Origin of the sequence: Bacillus sp. V59.32b (assembly GCF_003429085.1) — a bacterium.
Classification (GTDB): Bacteria; Bacillota; Bacilli; order Bacillales; family DSM-1321; genus Peribacillus.
In genome coordinates this window covers 21,831-41,161 of sequence record NZ_QVTC01000058.1, presented here as the reverse complement: position 1 = coordinate 41,161, position 19,331 = coordinate 21,831, and the positions used below count along the sequence as shown (strand labels likewise).

Below are 19,331 nucleotides of genomic sequence, written 5' to 3'. Positions count from 1 at the left end.
TCGCATATCCTCGCCAATCAACTTTGTTGCAAAATTAACTGAGATATTACGTTAATCAATATTAAACCACCAGTTATGGGGATGAGCCTATTTTTAAATTACAAACATAGATTGTTTTCAATGTTTAAAATAGCAAAATTTGCGAACAATATTTTCAGTCATTTCTTAAAAGGAGGGACCAGAATTTTATGTTCAAGGAGACCTTACCTTCACCTTTATTATCGGATGAATTTTTAGATCAGGTTACAAAAGAAATTAACAAACTTTATGGCTGGCCTGTTCAGGAACTCACCTGAGGTTCCGGAAAATAATGAAAACGAAAAGTAACTATCGCTACGCTTTAATCAATCGCCTTTAAGTTAATATTTTAAAGGGAGGGAGAACTTTATAGTCCTCCCTCCCTTTGGTTGATAAAAATTTCCATATGTCCTTAAGTCGGATCAAATGAACTGATTAGGTATTGTAATAGGATTTGTCATCTAGAGTTTAGATTGAAATGGGTGGCAAGGTGTTTCCAGTCTCGAGCAGACTTTTTAAGTTGCTTAGAATGGCCGGCCATCCATTATTTAAGCCCCTAAAGGTATCGTTGTCTTCAGCGTAATCAGCATCCACCAGATGTTCATGTTTAAGCGTTAGCTTTACCGTAGCTTCCATTTGTTTTAACTCAAAAGTAACCTTTGTGGGACGTTCGCGGGGTGTATCGTCTCCTTCTATTTTCCATGTAAAAGAAAGTAAACGATACGGCTCACACTTTAATATTTCCCCGTGATCGACGACCTGCCCATTCCGCGAATAGATAACGCTTGAACCTTCCTGCCAATCGGATTGAATTTTGCCTCCGAAAAAGTACTTTTTGGTAAAATCGCTGCTTGTCAATGCTTCCCATAGTTTCTCCGGTGTGGTTGCAATATAAGTCACATAGACGAATGTTGATTTTGTCATTTATTCTTTTCCTCCTCAAGTATATTTTTCAATTCACCCAACGTTTCTATTCGATTGTGTTCGTATTTGTGGATCCATCGTTGATAAATCTCGTCGATGGGTGCAGATTCAGATAATGAAGCTTTTCACGCGATTTCGCATCGTTACAACAAGATTTGCCTCTTCTAATTAAAAAACGTATTAATCAAAAGAACTAGGTGAACCTACATATAAATCAATCGTTTGACAAAAGAGATTTATCGGAGTAGCATTGTCTCGTATTCAAAATATTTTAGTTGAAGGTAATCTGAAATATTTTCCAAATAGAGAATACAGAATACAGACATTAAAGGGGGTGCAGCATGGGATTTTTAAAGAAATTATTTGGTGGATCAACTAATGAGGAGGAAAAACAAGTGGAAAAATTAAATATTGGAATTATCTTAGGAAGCACACGTCAAGGACGTTTAAGCCCGCAAGTAGGAGATTGGGTAAAGGATTTTGCTAATAAACGTGGAGATGCAAATTATGAAATCGTGGATATTGCAGAATTCAAATTACCATTTCTAGGAGAAGGAACTGGTGAAGAACCAGGATTGAAAGCTTGGTCAGAAAAACTTGCCAGCCTGGATGGATTCGTATTTATCGTCCAAGAATACAATCACAGCATTACAGGAGCATTAAAAAATGCACTGGATTCAGCACGTGATGAATGGAACAATAAGGCAGCAGGTATCGTAAGCTATGGTTCAACAGGCGGAGCCCGTGCAGCTGAACATTTACGTGGAATCTTGGCAGAATTGCAAGTTGCGGATGTTCGTGTACACCCAACATTGTCATTGTTCACAGATTTTGAAAACTTCAGTGTGTTCAAACCGGCTGATTTACACGCAGACAATATGAATGCAATGCTGGACCAAGTACTCGCTTGGAGCGGCGCATTGAAGACTTTACGATAAAACTTTTCAGATATAAGTAAATGAGGGGATGATTTATTCATCCCCTTTTTTGCGCGCTAGATAATAATATGAAGGTAACAAGTATGATAAACCTGAAAGAAAAAAGGGGCTGTCCCGAAAGTAGAAATCAGCTGACATCTGGATAAAAGCAAAACCCAAGAATACTGTTAAATCAGCATTCTTGGGTTTTTAATTTGGTACATTTTAATCTTAAATGGACTTTTTAGACAGCCCCCTTTGTTTTATCCTTTTTAACCTTTTCTATATTTTTAAGCATATCTTAATTCCATTGAACGGCATCCAATTTTCATTTTGGAGGAAATTATCAAGCTTGCGGTTTATCAAAGGTGACATACGTTCCTGCCATCAGGTCATGTAACGCTCTTTTGTCTTTTCGCAGCCCTACCATAAATGCACTGACTATGAGAGCAATACCAAAGGAAAAAACATAAACAAGAGCTGCAACGAAGGTTCGCATTAACATCGTTCCAAAACCTAATTTTTCTCCGTTCTCTTTCGCAATCCGCACTCCCATGATTTTCTTACCCACTGTATATCCATGCCAAATAATCGGTATAATCAAGGCATACACAAAATTTACCACGCTTTCAAAAGTATCATCATTCCGATTCCAATTCCCTGTGATTAAATAACTGATCACTCCAAAGGGTATTGCAATAATAATTCCATCTAATATAAGAGCCAATAATCTTCTCCAAAATCCAGCCGGATTCGTCATATACTTCTTCCCCCTACTTTTTATCTATCATTCCATTTACTTTCCTACCAAACTTTTTTTATACTTGTAATATAGAATTTGAAAGATTTGAAAGGATCTGGACACACTGATAAATTTATATGTTATCAATCTGCTTTTTATTACCAGCTTCTCACTGAGTGACCAACCCTCTTTGGTAATTTAAGTTTATTTTCGAATTCAAGTGGTAACTTAATTATAAAAGGCAAGGAGGATGAAAATATGAATTTGTCTGCCAGATATATATCTATCCCCCTTAGTATGGGCTTACTCCTATTTTCAGGATGCAGCAGTGAAGATATTTCTCAAGAAACGGAACAGGCTACTAAACAGGTTGAGCAAAAAGCGGAAGAAGCTGCGGGCCAAGTAAAGGAAGGTGCAGAGCAGCTTTCTGATACGGTAAAAGAAGAGACTCCTGGTATCGTTCAGAACATGAAGGATACTTACAAGGAAGGAGATCAGAAGATAAAAGAGAACACCCTTCAAAATGGAGATACAGCTAAAGTCGAAAAGGATGCCTATTTGGCTTTAACTCCTGAAGCTTATGATGAATTGTACCAACTAATAGAAGTGAATGATTTAAAAGGTGTTGAAAATATAGAAAAAGATAATCAGGTTGAGAGCATTAAAAAAGACAGCGAAGTAGAGGTACTCGAAAGAGACTTAATCCGCACCAAGGTTAAAACTTTGGACTCCGGAAAAGAAGGTTATCTTCCAACCTCGTTACTTGAACCGGTGAAATAATTTTGAATACGGAAAAACAAAAAGAGCCGAGTGCCGGCTCTTTTTGCTAGACTGTTGCCATCATTATACAACATCTGGATTATCCGCTGGTTCCAGCAAGGGTAGATCCAAACTCTTCTTCTTTGTCTCCATTAACCAAAACAACGATTTTCCCCGAGTCAATTTTGGCTGCGTACCTTTTTGCTTCCCTTTCCGATAAACCGTTACCCGTTAAATTATCCTCAAGATTGTCTTCAACATCCTTAAAGTACCGCAGGACTTTGTCTACGAAGGAATCATCTTCTTCGGTGTGAGTTGTAATCGCTTGGACATCTATATACTGGTCATCATTAGTGAACGAAATGTCTTTTTCATCCCTGGCAATAACCGTGAACTCGCTTCCCTTAAATCCTCTTTCCATTAGCTCTCGAATGGCATTCATCGCCTCTTCAGAGCTATCAAATACTCCATACACATTCCTATCCATATTCTCCCTCCACCTTTCGTACTTTACTGTCTTTTAACCCGTTGTGATTCTTTATAAACCCACTTTATTCAGGGAACGAGAAAGTTGAAGAAGGGAATCAGGTAATTACTGGAGAATATAGGTGAGATGAATCTTTTCATCAATCAATTTTTTTCCAAAAATAGCCATCGATGAGAAACCATCATTTAGTGTGCGTGCTACGATATCGACTGCCAAACTTTCTCGGAAGGAGGGTCATTCTGATTACGTTTAGTTAAAAAACTAATTTCTGAGGTGACTATTATGGCCATTCAAGCGGATAAAATTTTTGTGAATTTGCCGGTTAAAGAATTGAATAAATCCATCGAGTTTTTTACTGAAATAGGCTTTGAATTTAACCCCAAATTCACCGATAAAAATGCAACTTGTATGATCATCAGCGAGAATATATTTGCCATGTTGTTGGTTGAAGACTTTTTTAAAACTTTTACCAAAAAAGAAATTTCGGATGCCACAAAAAGTACAGAAGTAATTCTGGCATTATCTGCTGAAAGCAGGGAAGAAGTTGATGAGATTGTCAATAAGGCCCTGGCAGCTGGCGGAAAGGTATCCAATGACCCGATGGACCATGGCTTTATGTACGTAAGGAGTTTTCAGGATATAGACGGACATCTTTGGGAAGTCATGTATATGGATGAAAGTGCAGCCGCTCAAATTCAGGATTAAGAATAGCTCTTGAATTTGGATAATTAATCCCGCATAGCTGAACATTTTTTAAGATTAAAAAAAGTTATACTTTCTTTAATTTTGGCTCTGTTAAATTCCATTGTTGATTTTCAAATGGTCATGGAATCTACTCGCTTTCCGCGGACGAACTGGCAAGCCTCCTCACTCGTACCTCGCTGCGGGGTCTTGCCAGCCCGTTTTTCCGCAGGACGTTGATTCATCATCCTTGAATAGACACCGCACGAGAAAATGCGTATGCATTTTCGAGGAGTCTCGCAGATTCCCTTCCCAAAAACAACATTATCGTTTAACAGAGCTTTAATTTTAAAAAAAGCAGACCTTTTGTTAAAAAAGGTCTGCTTTCATGCATTATTCACCTAAATCCACGTTGTGGTACACTTGCTGAACATCTTCTAAATCCTCTAATACATCAATCAGTTTCTCAAATTGCGCTTGTGCATCTTCTGGAAGTGTTACGTCATTTTGTGCAAGCATTGTAATCTCTGCAACTGTAAACTCTGTGACCCCAGCGTTCTTAAGTGCTTTTTGAACCGCATGGAACTGGTCAGGTTCTGCATAAACGATGACCGCTTCCTCTTCTTCTAGTATGTCACGTACGTCTACATCGGCTTCCATTAATAGTTCAAGTACATCATCTGCAGATTTGCCTTCGATTCCGATGACAGCTGTGGCATCAAACATATAGGCAACAGATCCGCTGACGCCCATGTTGCCGCCGTTTTTGCCAAATGCAGCCCGTACATCCGAGGCAGTCCGGTTCACGTTATTTGTCAGTGCATCGACGATTACCATGGATCCACTTGGCCCAAAGCCCTCATAACGAAGTTCGTCATACGTTTCTTCTGAACCGCCCTTCGCTTTTTCAACCGCACGGTCAATAATCGTTTTCGGAACATTGTAAGTTTTTGCCCGCTCGAGCACGACTCTTAAAGCCTGGTTTGATTCCGGATCCGGTTCACCCTGCTTGGCTGCTACATAAATTTCGCGTCCAAACTTTGCATATATACGACTCGTATTAGCATCTTTTGACGCTTTCTTTTCTTTTATATTGTTCCACTTACGGCCCATCCTGCTTCACTCTCTTTCCACTTTGGATCTACAAGGAAATATTAATATGAACTAAGCGCTTCTTCAACATTTTTTAAAAGAATGATATGAAGTTCGTACAATCCATTAACTAGCTTATATTATACATCAAATGGATCATTCCCAAAATCAAAAAGAAGCATCACAATACCTAATTAATAGGAAGACTTCTTTTTTCCATGTACGCTTAGACTTTTGCTTTATTTCGTTCTCTATATCGTTTGACTTTATCAATGGTGCCACATGCCCGTCCCTCTGAACTTTCCGCATACATCCCGCACCATTTTTTACTTCCATTTTTAGAATGATCATAAAATACGTAGCGACAATCGGGACAAGCTTTTAATCTATTCCATTGGCTCAAGGAAATTGCATCGACAACTACACATAGCAATTTACTGATTAAATGGTTTTCAGCAACTGGTACATTTACCGTCTTTGGAACTCTATTTTCAACCTCTAAACCTACTTTTACTGAATATAGGTTAAGCCACGGAAGGATAAACTCACCGTTTTGTTCCTCTATAGCTTTTCGGATATCCCCTCTAAACGTTTTAAGTTCTGTTATATCAACTTTTATATCTGGTGAGATCTTGTTCATTTTCAAAAATTGTACAAGGTCTTGCTTTGTATTTAGAAAATCTGTAGCTTTTCTTGTTTCATTAGGAATGGACCACGTATTAAGTAAGTTACTAATAATCTCTAAATCACCGGGTGCAGGTTTATGGCTCATTTGATAACCACCTAACTTTTTTAATGGTTGCGTTTATGTTGATTTTACCATATCATTGTAACAGAAAAAGGTTAACCACTAAACTTTTTAAACGGTTACAAGAAAGGCGTGGATAAAATGTCTTTGAATCGGCCTCTTCAATTATTACTCGTTGCCACATTTCTAATGAATCTTGGAACGTTTGCTGTCTTTACCTTTTTAGCTATTTATTTATCCGAACACCTGGAATTTACCGCTATCCAGGTGGGGACTGTATTAACCGTTTTAATGATAACCTCCAGGGTGCTTCCTTTTTTCTGTGGAATTATCGCTGACAAAATTGGTTACTCGTATTCAATGATGGCTGGAATGACCTTAAGAGCTCTGGGATTTATATGTTTTTCTTTTTCTGACTCATTTATAGGATCTACTTTAGCCGCAGCTCTAACCGGGTTGGGCACGGCTCTATATGAACCGGCAGTAGGTGCACTTTTTAGCAAACAAGATGAGAAAATTCGAAAAACAGGATTTACATATTACAATCAAGCATTGAATGCCGGAGCGATAATTGGCCCCTTAATCGGAGGACTGTTAATACAAGTAGAACCCGCTTTGCCCTTTTTATTCGGGAGTTTACTATATTTCATTATCAGTGTTTTCATTTTTATATATCGCAATCAATTTGAGATGCCAACTGATACAAAATCAATACAAACAAATTTTACTGAAGTTTTAAAGGACAAAAATTTTATATATTTTAATAGCATTATGGTTTTTTTCTGGTTTATGTATAGCCAACTAACCGTTATGTTTCCTTTAGCCATGTTTAAGATTACCGATTCGCAGGCCGATGTTTCCTATGTCGTCACTTCAAACGCCCTTTGCGGATTACTGGTGATGTTCCTTCTAAGACGTTTATTCGATGCGTATGAACCCCTGCTCTTGATAAGTAGAGGGATGGTCGTAATGGCAACCGGTCTGTTTTTCTGTTGGTTCTTTCCTGATAAGTGGTGGGTGATATTTTGTGTACTTATCTTTACTATTGGAGAAACGTTGGTCCTGCCTTCTTCCGACATTAAAGTGGCTCAATATAGTAACGGGAGCTCCGCAGGAACTTATTTTGGATTATCCAAGATTTCATTCGGGATTGGGGCATCGATTGGAAGCTTTGTCGGTCCGTTGCTTTTAGATATAAACGGTTGGATAGGTCTCCCGTGGATGTTGGTTGCTGTAATTGGGATGTCAGGCGCCTTAATGATGATTCTCCTTAGCAAAGCAGAAAAAAAAGAATGCTCTAGTCACTACATCTGAATAAAAAAGGAAACTATTCATTTTTTTCTAGATGATTCGTTTCTACTTGATTCGAAAGGAATGAAAGGAGAGATACATATGAATTCCATTGATTTAATCGTGTTGAATCTTGAAGAAGTAAGAAGAAGTCTAAAGGTCTGGAGGCCTGTTCCCACAGAATATTTAAATTGGTAGCCTGATCCCGATGCATTGTCGTGTTTAGAGATGATGCATCACATCCTGGCTGCCGAATATTCTTATCACCAGATTATTATCCATCGTGGCAGTATAGCAAACTTTGAATCTCCATTTAAGGGCGTATTTTTAAATAACACTGAGGACTTACTTGAATTTGCCAATCCATATCATAAAGAATTCCTCGATTCTATTGCGGCTTTAAAGGAAACAGATTTAAGCAACATTAAGTTTGATAGATCTGAACTGTTTGCAAAAGGGATACACTGGTTATATTAGGTCTTTAGGTGATTTTTTACTTCGTATTCTTTATCATGAAGCCGTACATACTGGACAGTTATTAGCTTACTTAAGAACAGCGGGTGTTGAACGACCGGATATTTGGGATTAGGTTACTCTTTTAGGTACTCTTTTTTCTATTATTATCTATTACAATAGGAAAGACAAATAAGAATATTATAATAATTATTATTGTTGGAAATTAACGGCAAGATAAATAACCGAATGTTAGAAAAAAGGATTGTTCCAGAAGAATACCTCTTCTGTATTATTTCTTGCTTACAATGTGACTATAGTGAAAGTATAGGTTGTTAACACTTAATGAATTTTGCATCTTTCAAAAAAATTGTAAAAAGTTGTTAGATTTTGTTTTTTAAAATGTGGAATATATGTCATACTAGTAGTAAAATAGGTTAAACCCAGATTGGAAGAGGTAGTGAACTTACATGGCTAATCCGTCCCCACTGAGATATCCTGGCGGAAAATATAAACTCTATAATTTCATTAAAGAATTAGTTGAATATAATAATTGTTCAACTTATATTGAACCTTTTGCAGGTGGTTCAGCGATTTCATTAGCATTATTGTTTGATAATGTTGTGAAAAAGGTGATTATTAATGATTATGATTACTCGATTTATTCATTTTGGACTAGTATTTTAAATAATACGGATGAATTTATAAAATTAGTAATAGAGACCCCGGTAACAATAGATGAATGGCATAATCAAAAAAGTATTAGAGAAAATATTTATAACCATGACCCTTTAATGGTTGGATTTTCGACCTTTTTTTTAAATAGAACAAACCGGTCGGGAATAGTTGATAAAGCAGGTCCGATAGGTGGTCTTGATCAAAATGGACAATATAAAATTGATTGTAGGTTTAATAAAGATACACTTATTGAAAAGATACAAAAAATTGCGAATTACAGAGAAGTAATCACTATTAAGAATATTGATGCTATGGAATTTATTCAAAATGATATTTTACAAACGAGAAATTCTTTTACTTTTTTTGATCCTCCTTATTACAAAAAAGGCCAGGGGTTATATACGAATTTTTATAATCATGGCGATCATGAGAATTTAGCAAAAACAATAAACACTTTATTAAGCAATAGAAAATGGATAGTAACATATGATACCAGCAGTGAAATTAAGCAAATCTATTCAAAAAACTCTAGTATTGCGTTTAGTCTCTCCTATACATTGCAAACTAAAAAGAGTGGGCAAGAATTCATGTTTTTTTCAAAAAAGTTAAGTCGCTTAGAGAATGAAAGTGAATTGATAAATATTATACATAATTAACTATCATCTAAAGGAGCCTTTTCTATATGACAAGATTTTATGAAGAAGTAGATATAGATAATATCATTAATTATGCAGAGAACCCTAGACATGAAGTTGGAGTAAATGAAATTGATGTTCTAAAAAAGTTAGTTGAAAGAGTTGGGTCTACTTACATGTATAACCTTGCAAAGGACATATATGAAAATGGGATTCTAGGTTCAAATCTTCCTGTCCTTGTATATGATACAGAAATAGAAAAATATATTGTTTATGAAGGAAATAGAAGAATAGCTAGTTTAAAGATGCTGAAAAATCCATCAATACTGGACAATATAGATAAAGTATTTAAACAAAGGATTGAAAAATTAAAGAAATCATCCCCAGGTGTTGATATTAATAAAATCTATTGTCTTGTAACCGATGAAAAGGAAGCATTTTTCATTATGGAAAGAGTGCATTCTGGAGAAGACCAGGGTAGAGGATTAAAAAAGTGGTCAGCTAAAGAAAAACAGGCTTTTATTAATCGCCAAAAAAATAAGCCCACCGTCGAATTAATAATTTCAGAGTTAACTGAGAAATATTTACATGAAAATGTACAAAGTAAAATGCCTTTTACTACTATTCAAAGATTTTTTAATAATAGAGATGTTAAAAAAGCATTAGCAATTGATGTTAATGATAAATCTACTTTTACTAAAGAAAAAATTCAAATAATTAATAACTTAATTGAAAGAAGTGCTATTGAAGGAGAAAAACGACAGGTACCTTTAACGAGATTGTTTAACAAGGCAAGGGATGTTGAAAACTTTTTGTTGCCATTAATTATTAATGAAAATATTGGTGATAAAAGAAATCCGGGTAATAGGAAAAGCACTACTGAAGAAGATAATCCTAAAATTAAGACCGATACAGAGAGTGACGAACCTAGTAGCTCACTAAAATTTAAATTAACAAATGAAAATCTTAACTATTTTACAAATCAAACGCTTCATTTGAAAGAAAAGCTAGAAATTATAGATGAAGAAAAAGAATTTAAGAGTGAACTATTGGAAATCGAATGTCGAGATCTAAATATTGTAAATGGAATTATTCAGCCTAATAATCATCCGGGTGAATACTTCATTACATTTAAATATTATATGGATAAATCGAAAGAACAGATTTATTGGCAGGATGACCTTAAATTAATACTTAAATTAAGAAAACCATCTGTATCCATAGAGCCTTCTAAAACGGTTCTGTCAAAAAAGTTCCTTGAAAAATATTACAACCAGCTTCCTATTGAAAATTCAGAAAAGATAGAATCGTTAATACTTTTTCTGACATCTGAGGCCAAAAATAGTAGGTACTCTTTTTTCATAAATATTGTAAGTCGTATGTTCCTTGAGTATTCATTTAGACTATATGCTCGAAAAGTAATGAAAGATGACAATAAAACAATAGAGGATAAAAGTCAATCTTTAAAAGGATTGATCGATTCTTATTGTAATAAAATTGAACATGCCAATCCTAGGACTTTTGTTAAACATATTGTAAAAGGCAGAAAAGAAGCTACAAATAAAGTAGATATACTACAAAAAAGTGTTCACTATTTTGATGTATCTATATCGAATGATGATATACAAGTCATGTTTAATAATCTAAGTCCTTATTTAGAACATATATATGATTCTATTATAAAGGAAACTTTAACCTGATGTCTTAATAAAGTGGAAAGATATGGAGTTATTTAAACAAATTTCAATTTCCCAGACACCTCTGACCATTCTGGTTAAATCAATAGGAATTTATTCAGCAAAAATCAACGAAACCAGACATACTACTGGTTTCGTTGATAAAATTACTTTTAAAGACACACATCCACTTATTTTTTATACAACTAAGAATTACAGTGAGGTAAGATTTCTTAAATGTGTTTGAACAAGATTATACTACATAACTCTACACCCTCAAAGCCATGTTAGTCCCGGAGTTGCTCAAACATTCTCTTGCTTGTTCTTCTGTCTTTGTGCTTGAGCTTCATGTCCTCCTCCATCCAAATATCTACGATCTCCCCATAACCTTCTTCGTACATCATCCCCCGATTCTTTGAAGGAAGACGTTCAAGCGGGACATCCCCATCCGCATATCTCTTTACTGTCCTCCAATTCCTCCCTGTCTTTTTGGCAATCTCGTTAATGGTTAGATCTTAGTTATCTCTAAGATGTTTGATATATTAACTTCAGGCATTGCTAGCATCCTTTCAAATTCCCCCAACTGTTAAGATCTCGTCAATCCAAACAGTAGAGGTTATTTATAGTGCTGGCAAGCCTATTTTTTATACATTGGGATTGTGCATAAATCCCCCGCATATCTCTGTACTTTTATTTTGCATTAAACACTCCATGGTATCATGAAAGTTTTTTTGAATGTCTACTTAAAGGAGACAATATCACTTTTGTGTGGCAGGACCAAGCCCTGGTTCCATATTCGCATATTTAGCGTTAATACCTAAAGGGAATTTTTCAGGAATCATCTTAGGGGTACTAGTTGCTACTATCGTATCCTTCATCGTAACAGCCATCATATTAAAATTGGATAAAAAAACGATTGAGGAAGAAGATTTCACGATCTCAATAGAAAGATCAAAATCTATGAAATCCGAGGGCAAACAAATTATAAATGCATCTACCAATCATGTAAATACTAATAAAATCAGTAAAATCTCATTTGCTTGCGATGCAGGTGCAGGAAGTAGTGCCTTAGGTGCCACAACATTTAGAAAAAGACTGCAAAAGAAAAATATTACTGATATTGAAGTAAAACATTACAGAATAGAAGATGTACCTCAGGATTCTGATATAATCGTTGTTCATAAAGACTTATTAGATAGAGAGATTATCCCATAAGGATAAAAAAATCATTACTATAGGAAATTATATAGATGATCCTAGTCTTGCTCAATTACTTAATGATTAGAGGAAAGATAAGAATACTTTTTTAAGAAAATACTCATTTAATGTGGATTTTTTACCACTCTAAATAAGAACTAAAGCCGGATTTCCTTAACATAAGGAACTCCGGCTTGTTTGTTAAGCAGCCATTGTTTAGGACATTTCTATCCGGCTAAAAGGTCTAAAGGTCTAAAGGTCTATTCCCCCAAAAATATATAAAAAGGAATTAGATCCTAGAGCCCAAAATGTCTTTACTTAATCGCTTTGCTCACTTTCAGCTTCTTTCCTTTGATTGTTGCTTTCTCCATGGCTTGTAAGACGAGCGAGCCTTTTCCATTAAGAATATCTACATATGACAAAGTATCCTGGATAGTTATAATTCCAATGTCATCTGCTGTTACTCCAGGAATTTTCGCAATCGTACCAACAAAATCTACAGCTCGAAGCTTCTTCTTTTTACCGCCGCTGAAATGGAGTTTCATGATATCTTGGTTGATTCGGGCCGTTTTATTATTTTTCACGACTCGACGGCCGCTGATTTTTTCTTCGAAAGCGGCTCTTTCTCTTGCAACTTCCTCATCTCTTGGAGCTTCCTTTGTAGGTATCTCAAAGCCAATGTATCTTTCAATGGCTTTCACGAATTTTCCTTCATGAGGTGTCGCAAACGTAATCGCTTTTCCTTTATTGCCGGCACGCCCGGTTCTTCCTGTTCGATGGACATAGCTCTCTTTTTCCATGGGAACGTCATAATTGATGATAAGTGTTACATTATCAATATCAATTCCTCTCGCAGCTACATCGGTGGCGACAAGATATCGGAAATTCCCCATTTTGAAGCCATCCATAACCGCAAACCGATCTTCCTGTTCTAATCCTCCATGGAGTCTTTCACAAGAATAATTGGATTCTTCCAATTCGGTATATACGGTATCGACATGTTCCTTGGTTCTGCAAAAAATGATGCAGCTGTCCGGGTTTTCAATGACCGTGACGTCTTTAAGCAGAGAAATCTTCTCTTGTTCTTTCACTTCGATTAAAGCATGTTCAATTGTATCCGTCGTGATCCCGGTAGAAGCAATCTCGATATTTAGAGGATTGTTCATATATTTATGGCAGAGATTCTCCACATCTTTAGGCAGGGTTGCAGAAAATACCATCGTTACTCTGTTTGAAGGGAGCTCTTGTATAATCGCTTCTACTTCATCGATAAAACCCATATTAAGCATTTCATCCGCTTCATCTATGATCAAATACTTTATTTTGTCTAAAACCAGGGTTCCTCTTTCGATATGGTCCCTCACACGTCCAGGTGTACCGACGACAACATGCGTTTTTTGTTGCAATTCTTCCTTTTGTTTCGCAAAAGGTTCTTTTCCATAAACGGCCATCGCTTTAATCCGTTTAAACCTGCCAATATTCGTGATATCTTCGCGAACTTGCACTGCAAGCTCCCTGGTTGGGGTTAGAATTAATGCCTGCGGCGACTTCTCCTCCCATTCAATCATTTCGCAAATAGGTATACCAAAGGATGCCGTCTTGCCACTGCCTGTTTGAGATTTCACTACAAGATCCTGATTCTCCATTGCTGCTGGTATTACTTTACTCTGTACCTCTGTTGGAGTTTCGTATTTTAACAAAGCCAGTGCTCTTTTTATTTCATCGCTTAATTTATAATCCTCAAAACTTCTTTCACTCATGTATGTACCTCGTTTTTTTGTATTATCCGATTTATATATAGGATTCTCCCAGGAGAAATATCATATGCAAAATCTGACTATAGTTCATTATACTTGAAATGCCTGACATTCGGCTTTTTATTTACATCAAAACAAAAAGGACCATTCGCCTTGGTCCTTAGGTTTTGATTATTTTTGTAGCGCGCATTTGCCATAACAATGAGCGTTTGATTACAAATCGATCTTTAGATTTTGTCCTTTTTCTATAATATTGCCCTCTTTACCGACAGCGTCGCTCGTTAACAATTCAATGCCGCTAACCTGTTGAGCTTTATTTAAAATGAAGCCCATATTTCCTTTTTTCACACCGTTCGCTTCAAGGTCTCCTGTCAATTCTTCCAGGTAAATATCGTCTTCAAATGTTTTGTATTCGCCACTGTTCATCTTAAGAGCAGCAATTGGTGTAAACTTCACCAAATCTTTTGACGTATTTTTAACCTCGACTTCAACTTTAACAAAATCAAATTCTTCTTCATGGGTATATGCATGAAAAAAGTCGATCATGCTGTAATCGGGAACGAAGTGCATGACTTTTACATTTTTTATATTCATTTCAATAGGGCCAACTTGGAGCGTTTCATCAACCTTTTTATAAGCCTTTAAAGTTAGCTCTCCTTTTGAATCCGAGATTGTTTGATCTATTTTCACAAGATCACGGTCATCAGTTACTTGGGGATTTGGTACATAAGCGTCGTTTTTGACTTTTGGGTCGACTTTTTCTGTTTGTTCTTTTTGTACCTCCTTATTCTCTTCAGCTCTATTATCGGCATTGTTTCCTGTTGAACAGCCAGACAGGGCGATGAGTAAAATAAAGAGATAGATAAGCTTTTTCACGGTAACCCCTCCCTTTCTATGCCCTTAAGAAAAAGTGCCCGTTGCTGTTTATAGCAACGGGACTCTTTTACTTAGCATCGGTTTTTCATATTAATTATTTGTTACCGTTAGCTAAAATATCAAAGATAATTTTTGCATGGTCTGTGTTATCCACTTGTCCTGCAAAACGCTCTTTATATGGACCGAATGCATACACCGGCACGTCTTCACCAGTATGTCCGCCTGTTGTCCAGCCTGTATGGGAGCGCTTGTTAAAGATATTTTCAATTGCATTGTCGATATCCGTAACCTTTTTAGTAGCAGCAGCATCTTTGACTGACTGTATTTCTTGGGCAGTTAATGCCAATAGTTTTTGATCAATATTAGTTTTTAGCGTCTTTTCAACATCTGCGCCATTCGCAATTTCGTTTGCCATAAAATCAGGTGTGCGTTTAGCGGCTTTGATTGGCTGGCCGAACCAGTTATAGATGCCGTCTGCGCCGATTGAATATCCGCCTGTTGAGTGGTCAGCAGTTGCGACAACTAGAGTATGCTTGTCCTTTTTAGCAAACTCGATGGCTGCTTTATACGCTTTTTCAAAGTCTTCCATTTCACTCATTGCACCCACTATGTCATTATCATGGCCTGCCCAATCAATCTGGCTTCCTTCGATCATTAAGAAGAAACCATCTTTGTCCTTACTTAACCGATTGATTGCTGACGTTGTCATGTCTTGGAGTGAAGGGACTTCTTCTGTACGGTCAATCATTTTCGGAAGACCGCCAGTAGCAAACAAACCTAGCACCTGGTCATTTTTGTCCTTGAAAAGCTGTTCTTTATTTGTAACATAGCTAAAACCGTCTTTTTTGAATTCTTCAGGAAGATTTCGGTCAGGCCGGACAAAATTTGAACTGCCGCCACCGAGCATAACATCAATCTTATGCTTTCCTTTAACCATTTCATTATAGTAGTCATCAGCTATTGCATTCATATTTTTTCGGTTTTCATCATGCGAACCAAATGATGCAGGGGTAGCATGCGTTATTTCAGATGTAGCTACAAGACCTGTAGCTTTACCCTTTTCTTTCGCAGCCTCTAAAACTGTTTTCACTTCAGATTTATCATTATCTACAGCAATTGCTGCGTTGTATGTTTTTACACCAGCAGACATCGCGGTAGCAGCAGAAGCAGAATCTGTTACATTTTGTGCTGGATCTTCAGGATAAGTCATTTGCTGTCCTACCAGGTATTTATCAAATTCTGTTCGGTCAGCAACTGGTGTTGAAGGATTATCCTTCAAATACCGATGAGCGGAAGTATAAGAAACGCCCATCCCGTCACCGATTAAGAAAATAACGTTCTTAATCTTAGGATTTTTATTATTATTGTCAGCTTTTGCTTGTACATCATCATTAGAATAAGTTCCAAACAAGCTCCCAATAGCAACTGCTGAAAGAACTGCTACGGGCAGAATCTTCTTAGTGAATCTATTTTTAAACACTTATAATTCCCCCCTAAAGTAGGTTTTATTGAACAACAGATTTAACTATACTCAAAAACTATTGATCTACCGTTAAGGGAGTGTAAATTTCTATTAACTTAAGGTAAATAAGATCGGGCTTTTATAAATAAGTATGTAAGTGGATTTTCCTATTTAACTCAAGTTACCTGTGTATTATTGCAACAAGGACATTTTTCATGTTTAAATCCCCTTTGTTTTGTTTTTATGGATAATGATAAAAAAAACTACAACTGTACATGACATCCTTATTAAACTATCGTTACTGAAAAAAGCAAAGAGCTGCCACGATGACAGCTCTTTGCTTTAGGCAATGCATCCGATTCCCAGACAGAAAGAATTTCATTATTTTTGTAATAGTCGGGGAAAAGGACTCAATTACTTGCAAGAAATCTATTTTTTACTTGCGTTTTAAATAGAATGTTGGACCATTGTGACTGTCAAGTTCGGATATTGCGAGATGGCCACACTAGGAGTTTTGAATGTTAGAGGCGGACCTACTTGGCTCCTGTCTCCACGCAAAACCTTTAAATTATAAGAAGATGACCAAATCGCAACGGCAGTTTTTGAAGCAACGGGAACTTCACTGGAGATGGTCTCCTCTGTAAACTCTCGGATACTGGAACTTCCCTCAAATCCAAGCTCTACGCTGACCGTACAACTAATTTTGCCCTCAGCCCCGAACAATGAAATTCCTGATTCCGCGGATACTTCAATCCCTGTTTTTTGGCTCCAAGATTTAGAATTTTCTTTATCAATTCCTGACTTATACTCATATTTCAAAGTTGCTTTATCAGAGGTTTCATTATCTTGAAAAGCTATCAGGTTATAAAGATTTTCCCGCTGCATGTAATAAAAAGGACTATTTTGCAGCCGCCAGCTTACTGGAAACTCATTATCATTTACACTGGTCATAGGAATGATTACTTCTCTATCCAGGAATGGAAGTGTGGACTTTGAAGGTGAAGCTTTACCATTTAGAATAGGTGCAACAGGATCATTTGATTTTGTAGTGGGCAAGGTTAATCTTAGGATGCTGGGAATCGTCTGAGGTCTATCATGACTGTTATTGCCAATGAAAGTGATCGGTGCAAACAAACCAGTATCATCGTCATACAACTGGCCTGCAACAGTGATTTTGTATGCACTAAAATCATCGTGTGCTCCTGTGCCAGAGTCATCGTAAATCCAGTCACCCACAGCTCCTGAATATGTTAAGTCTCTTCTCACACACACAACATCACTTAAAGAAGGTTTATCGTGATTCCCTACGAAAACATCTCCCAGTGAGACATATCCATCAGGCGGGACAGGCCTCCAGCATGATCCATCCATTGAAGCTCCTGAGCCACTGTCGTTCCATATATAATTGTAATCTACAGGATGAGCCAGTGCATTCGTGTTTGGGGCAGCTTTCACACACATTACTGCTGCAATATTATTAATATCATCATAGTTGCCAACCGCAACCGATCCTAGAGGAAAAAACCCCTCTTTGCAAACAGGATGATAGAAAGAAACGTCATGATCCCCACCACTCTTTTTATCGTTCCACCTTAGTGTAAATTGTCCTGTGAATGAAATGATAAGATCTCCAAATTTCGCTTCGCTTATTGGAGCAGTTGATACTTCTTGAATTAATACCATACATTTCCCCCTTGAATAATTTCGACTGCAACTGCTTCATCTGATGATATTTAGTTGCGCAATACTCATTCTATTTCGGGAAAAATCTACTAGAACTAATAAATAAAATAAATTGTTATTTCATAAAACTTAACATGTAATCAAATATTCTTTCATATGTTTTGCGCTAGCATAGGGAAATGGTTCAGTAACTGGATGCACTGTGATGGATTGAATATTGAAACATCAAATACATTCTTGCTAAGTTATATAACTCTCATTAAAAACACTGAGATGAACAATATACTATAGCCCGTTTGTACGCAAAGATTAAGTAATAACATCCCTTGAAGTATCTTTCTGGGAGAATATTTAAAGGTTTCGAGAGAAGTTTGAAGAGAAGTTGTAAGAACTAGACAATTCATTTCTTTAAACAGCATCTATTCAACATAATGAGCAAAATAGTAGCTAATGAGAAAATGAAAGCCATTACACTTAAAATCGATAAATTCTTATTCCAGGAAAATTTATTCTTTAGTGTGAAAATGCTTTCCTTATTAAAGAGGTGCGCCTCTTTTCATCTAGATAAAATAACAATTATCTAGGTCCAGACCAAATTTGTAGTGAAAATCCTTTTGTCAAGGGTGATTACACCATTTGCCACAAACAAATATATGTGTTTAACTGTGGCGTAAAAATCTAAAAGAGGCAGCTTTTTGTTTCTGGCATTTAAATGATGTATGTTTTGGCGATATGTTTATTAATCACTTTGAATCATTACTTAAAACGGAAGTGTATAGATGCTTATATTTATACATAATTGCTAAGCTGTGCTTAATGTATTAACGGAGCAGGTTAGTTCAATAAGAGAATGGATATATATGTTAAACTGTTAATGGAGGTGTTAGGCAAAATGGAGATGCGACATTTCATATTACACGGAGATAATATACTTTCAGTTGAAGTAACGATAGATGCAAGGGATTATAGGTTCGGTGTCCAATGGAAAGCACCAGAAAAGCCTTATGACGAAACTTGGGTATTAAAATCCTATGCGAATAAGTTAAACGGAGAAAAAGACTTATCAAAAGAAAAAATTCAAGAATTTATGGACACCATCAATGCGAAATGGAATTGGAATGTAGCTGATTTTAAGAATTGATATTAAGCTGATGGGTGTTTACTTTGAGTTCCGGCTGCCAGTTAATAGGTGGCTATTTTCTTTTTCAACTAACTGGCAGGATAGTTGAAGAAGGAAAAGAGAGTTTAGCATAGAA

17 protein-coding genes and 1 pseudogene are annotated in these 19,331 nt (G+C 36.4%); 9 read left to right on the top strand and 9 right to left on the bottom strand.

Translation table 11 applies throughout. The features are described from left to right. Positions 1 to 486 precede the first annotated feature (486 nt). Complete coding sequence (locus D0463_RS13820) at positions 487 to 942, bottom strand: SRPBCC family protein (RefSeq protein ID WP_117307974.1); 456 nt, start codon at positions 940 to 942, stop codon at positions 487 to 489. 341 nt (positions 943 to 1,283) lie between these two features. On the opposite strand from D0463_RS13820, the gene D0463_RS13815 reads away from it, so the two are divergent. Then, positions 1,284 to 1,880: an NADPH-dependent FMN reductase gene (locus D0463_RS13815; protein ID WP_117307973.1), complete on the top strand. Its 597-nt coding sequence runs from the start codon at positions 1,284 to 1,286 to the stop codon at positions 1,878 to 1,880. 325 nt (positions 1,881 to 2,205) lie between these two features. On the opposite strand, the gene D0463_RS13810 is transcribed toward D0463_RS13815, so the two are convergent. Next, positions 2,206 to 2,619, bottom strand: a complete 414-nt coding sequence (locus D0463_RS13810; RefSeq protein ID WP_117307972.1) for an RDD family protein — start codon at positions 2,617 to 2,619, stop codon at positions 2,206 to 2,208. A 240-nt stretch (positions 2,620 to 2,859) separates the two neighbouring features. Between D0463_RS13810 and D0463_RS13805 the strand changes: the two genes are divergently transcribed. Beyond that, on the top strand, positions 2,860 to 3,381 hold the full coding sequence (locus D0463_RS13805; protein ID WP_117307971.1) for a hypothetical protein: 522 nt from the start codon (positions 2,860 to 2,862) through the stop codon (positions 3,379 to 3,381). Between the two features lie 79 nt (positions 3,382 to 3,460). Here D0463_RS13805 and D0463_RS13800 read toward each other — a convergent pair whose 3' ends face one another. After that, positions 3,461 to 3,847: a general stress protein gene (locus tag D0463_RS13800; protein ID WP_117307970.1), complete on the bottom strand. Its 387-nt coding sequence runs from the start codon at positions 3,845 to 3,847 to the stop codon at positions 3,461 to 3,463. 282 nt (positions 3,848 to 4,129) lie between these two features. Here D0463_RS13800 and D0463_RS13795 point away from each other — a divergent pair, with 282 nt between their 5' ends. Then, on the top strand, positions 4,130 to 4,552 hold the full coding sequence (locus D0463_RS13795) for a VOC family protein (RefSeq protein ID WP_117307969.1): 423 nt from the start codon (positions 4,130 to 4,132) through the stop codon (positions 4,550 to 4,552). Between the two features lie 369 nt (positions 4,553 to 4,921). On the opposite strand, the gene D0463_RS13790 is transcribed toward D0463_RS13795, so the two are convergent. Together D0463_RS13790 and D0463_RS13785 are read right to left on the bottom strand one after the other, a co-directional pair. Further along, positions 4,922 to 5,641 (bottom strand): YebC/PmpR family DNA-binding transcriptional regulator, encoded by a 720-nt coding sequence (locus tag D0463_RS13790; protein WP_117307968.1) that lies wholly within the window; start codon positions 5,639 to 5,641, stop codon positions 4,922 to 4,924. A 205-nt stretch (positions 5,642 to 5,846) separates the two neighbouring features. Beyond that, entirely contained in the window at positions 5,847 to 6,392 is a 546-nt protein-coding gene (locus D0463_RS13785; RefSeq protein WP_117307967.1) for a CGNR zinc finger domain-containing protein, read from the bottom strand. A 117-nt stretch (positions 6,393 to 6,509) separates the two neighbouring features. Between D0463_RS13785 and D0463_RS13780 the strand changes: the two genes are divergently transcribed. The 5 genes and pseudogenes from D0463_RS13780 to D0463_RS13750 all read left to right on the top strand — a co-directional run bounded on the left by D0463_RS13780 (position 6,510) and on the right by D0463_RS13750 (position 12,315). Then, complete coding sequence (locus D0463_RS13780) at positions 6,510 to 7,682, top strand: MDR family MFS transporter (protein WP_117307966.1); 1,173 nt, start codon at positions 6,510 to 6,512, stop codon at positions 7,680 to 7,682. A 78-nt stretch (positions 7,683 to 7,760) separates the two neighbouring features. Further along, positions 7,761 to 8,247 (top strand): annotated as a pseudogene (locus D0463_RS13775) (DinB family protein). 334 nt (positions 8,248 to 8,581) lie between these two features. Then, positions 8,582 to 9,445 carry a DNA adenine methylase gene (locus D0463_RS13770; RefSeq protein ID WP_117307965.1) on the top strand — a complete coding sequence of 288 codons (864 nt, stop codon included), beginning with the start codon at positions 8,582 to 8,584 and terminating at the stop codon, positions 9,443 to 9,445. A gap of 26 nt (positions 9,446 to 9,471) precedes the next feature. After that, positions 9,472 to 11,124, top strand: a complete 1,653-nt coding sequence (locus tag D0463_RS13765; protein ID WP_117307964.1) for a hypothetical protein — start codon at positions 9,472 to 9,474, stop codon at positions 11,122 to 11,124. 744 nt (positions 11,125 to 11,868) lie between these two features. Beyond that, a complete protein-coding gene (locus tag D0463_RS13750; RefSeq protein WP_216824903.1) occupies positions 11,869 to 12,315 on the top strand; it encodes a PTS sugar transporter subunit IIBC family protein in 447 nt (148 codons plus the stop codon). A 296-nt stretch (positions 12,316 to 12,611) separates the two neighbouring features. On the opposite strand, the gene D0463_RS13745 is transcribed toward D0463_RS13750, so the two are convergent. From D0463_RS13745 to D0463_RS13730, 4 genes are all read right to left on the bottom strand, one after another. Beyond that, the gene (locus D0463_RS13745) at positions 12,612 to 14,057 is read right to left on the bottom strand and encodes a DEAD/DEAH box helicase (protein WP_117307962.1); all 1,446 of its coding nucleotides are present in this window, start codon (positions 14,055 to 14,057) and stop codon (positions 12,612 to 12,614) included. Positions 14,058 to 14,267: 210 nt separating this feature from the next. Next, positions 14,268 to 14,930: a DUF4352 domain-containing protein gene (locus D0463_RS13740; protein ID WP_117307961.1), complete on the bottom strand. Its 663-nt coding sequence runs from the start codon at positions 14,928 to 14,930 to the stop codon at positions 14,268 to 14,270. A gap of 94 nt (positions 14,931 to 15,024) precedes the next feature. Beyond that, on the bottom strand, positions 15,025 to 16,410 hold the full coding sequence (locus D0463_RS13735; RefSeq protein ID WP_117307960.1) for an alkaline phosphatase: 1,386 nt from the start codon (positions 16,408 to 16,410) through the stop codon (positions 15,025 to 15,027). 429 nt (positions 16,411 to 16,839) lie between these two features. Further along, entirely contained in the window at positions 16,840 to 18,075 is a 1,236-nt protein-coding gene (locus D0463_RS13730) for a Vps62-related protein (RefSeq protein WP_117307959.1), read from the bottom strand. 892 nt (positions 18,076 to 18,967) lie between these two features. Here D0463_RS13730 and D0463_RS13725 point away from each other — a divergent pair. Then, the gene (locus tag D0463_RS13725) at positions 18,968 to 19,216 is read left to right on the top strand and encodes a hypothetical protein (RefSeq protein ID WP_117307958.1); all 249 of its coding nucleotides are present in this window, start codon (positions 18,968 to 18,970) and stop codon (positions 19,214 to 19,216) included. Positions 19,217 to 19,331 lie beyond the last annotated feature (115 nt).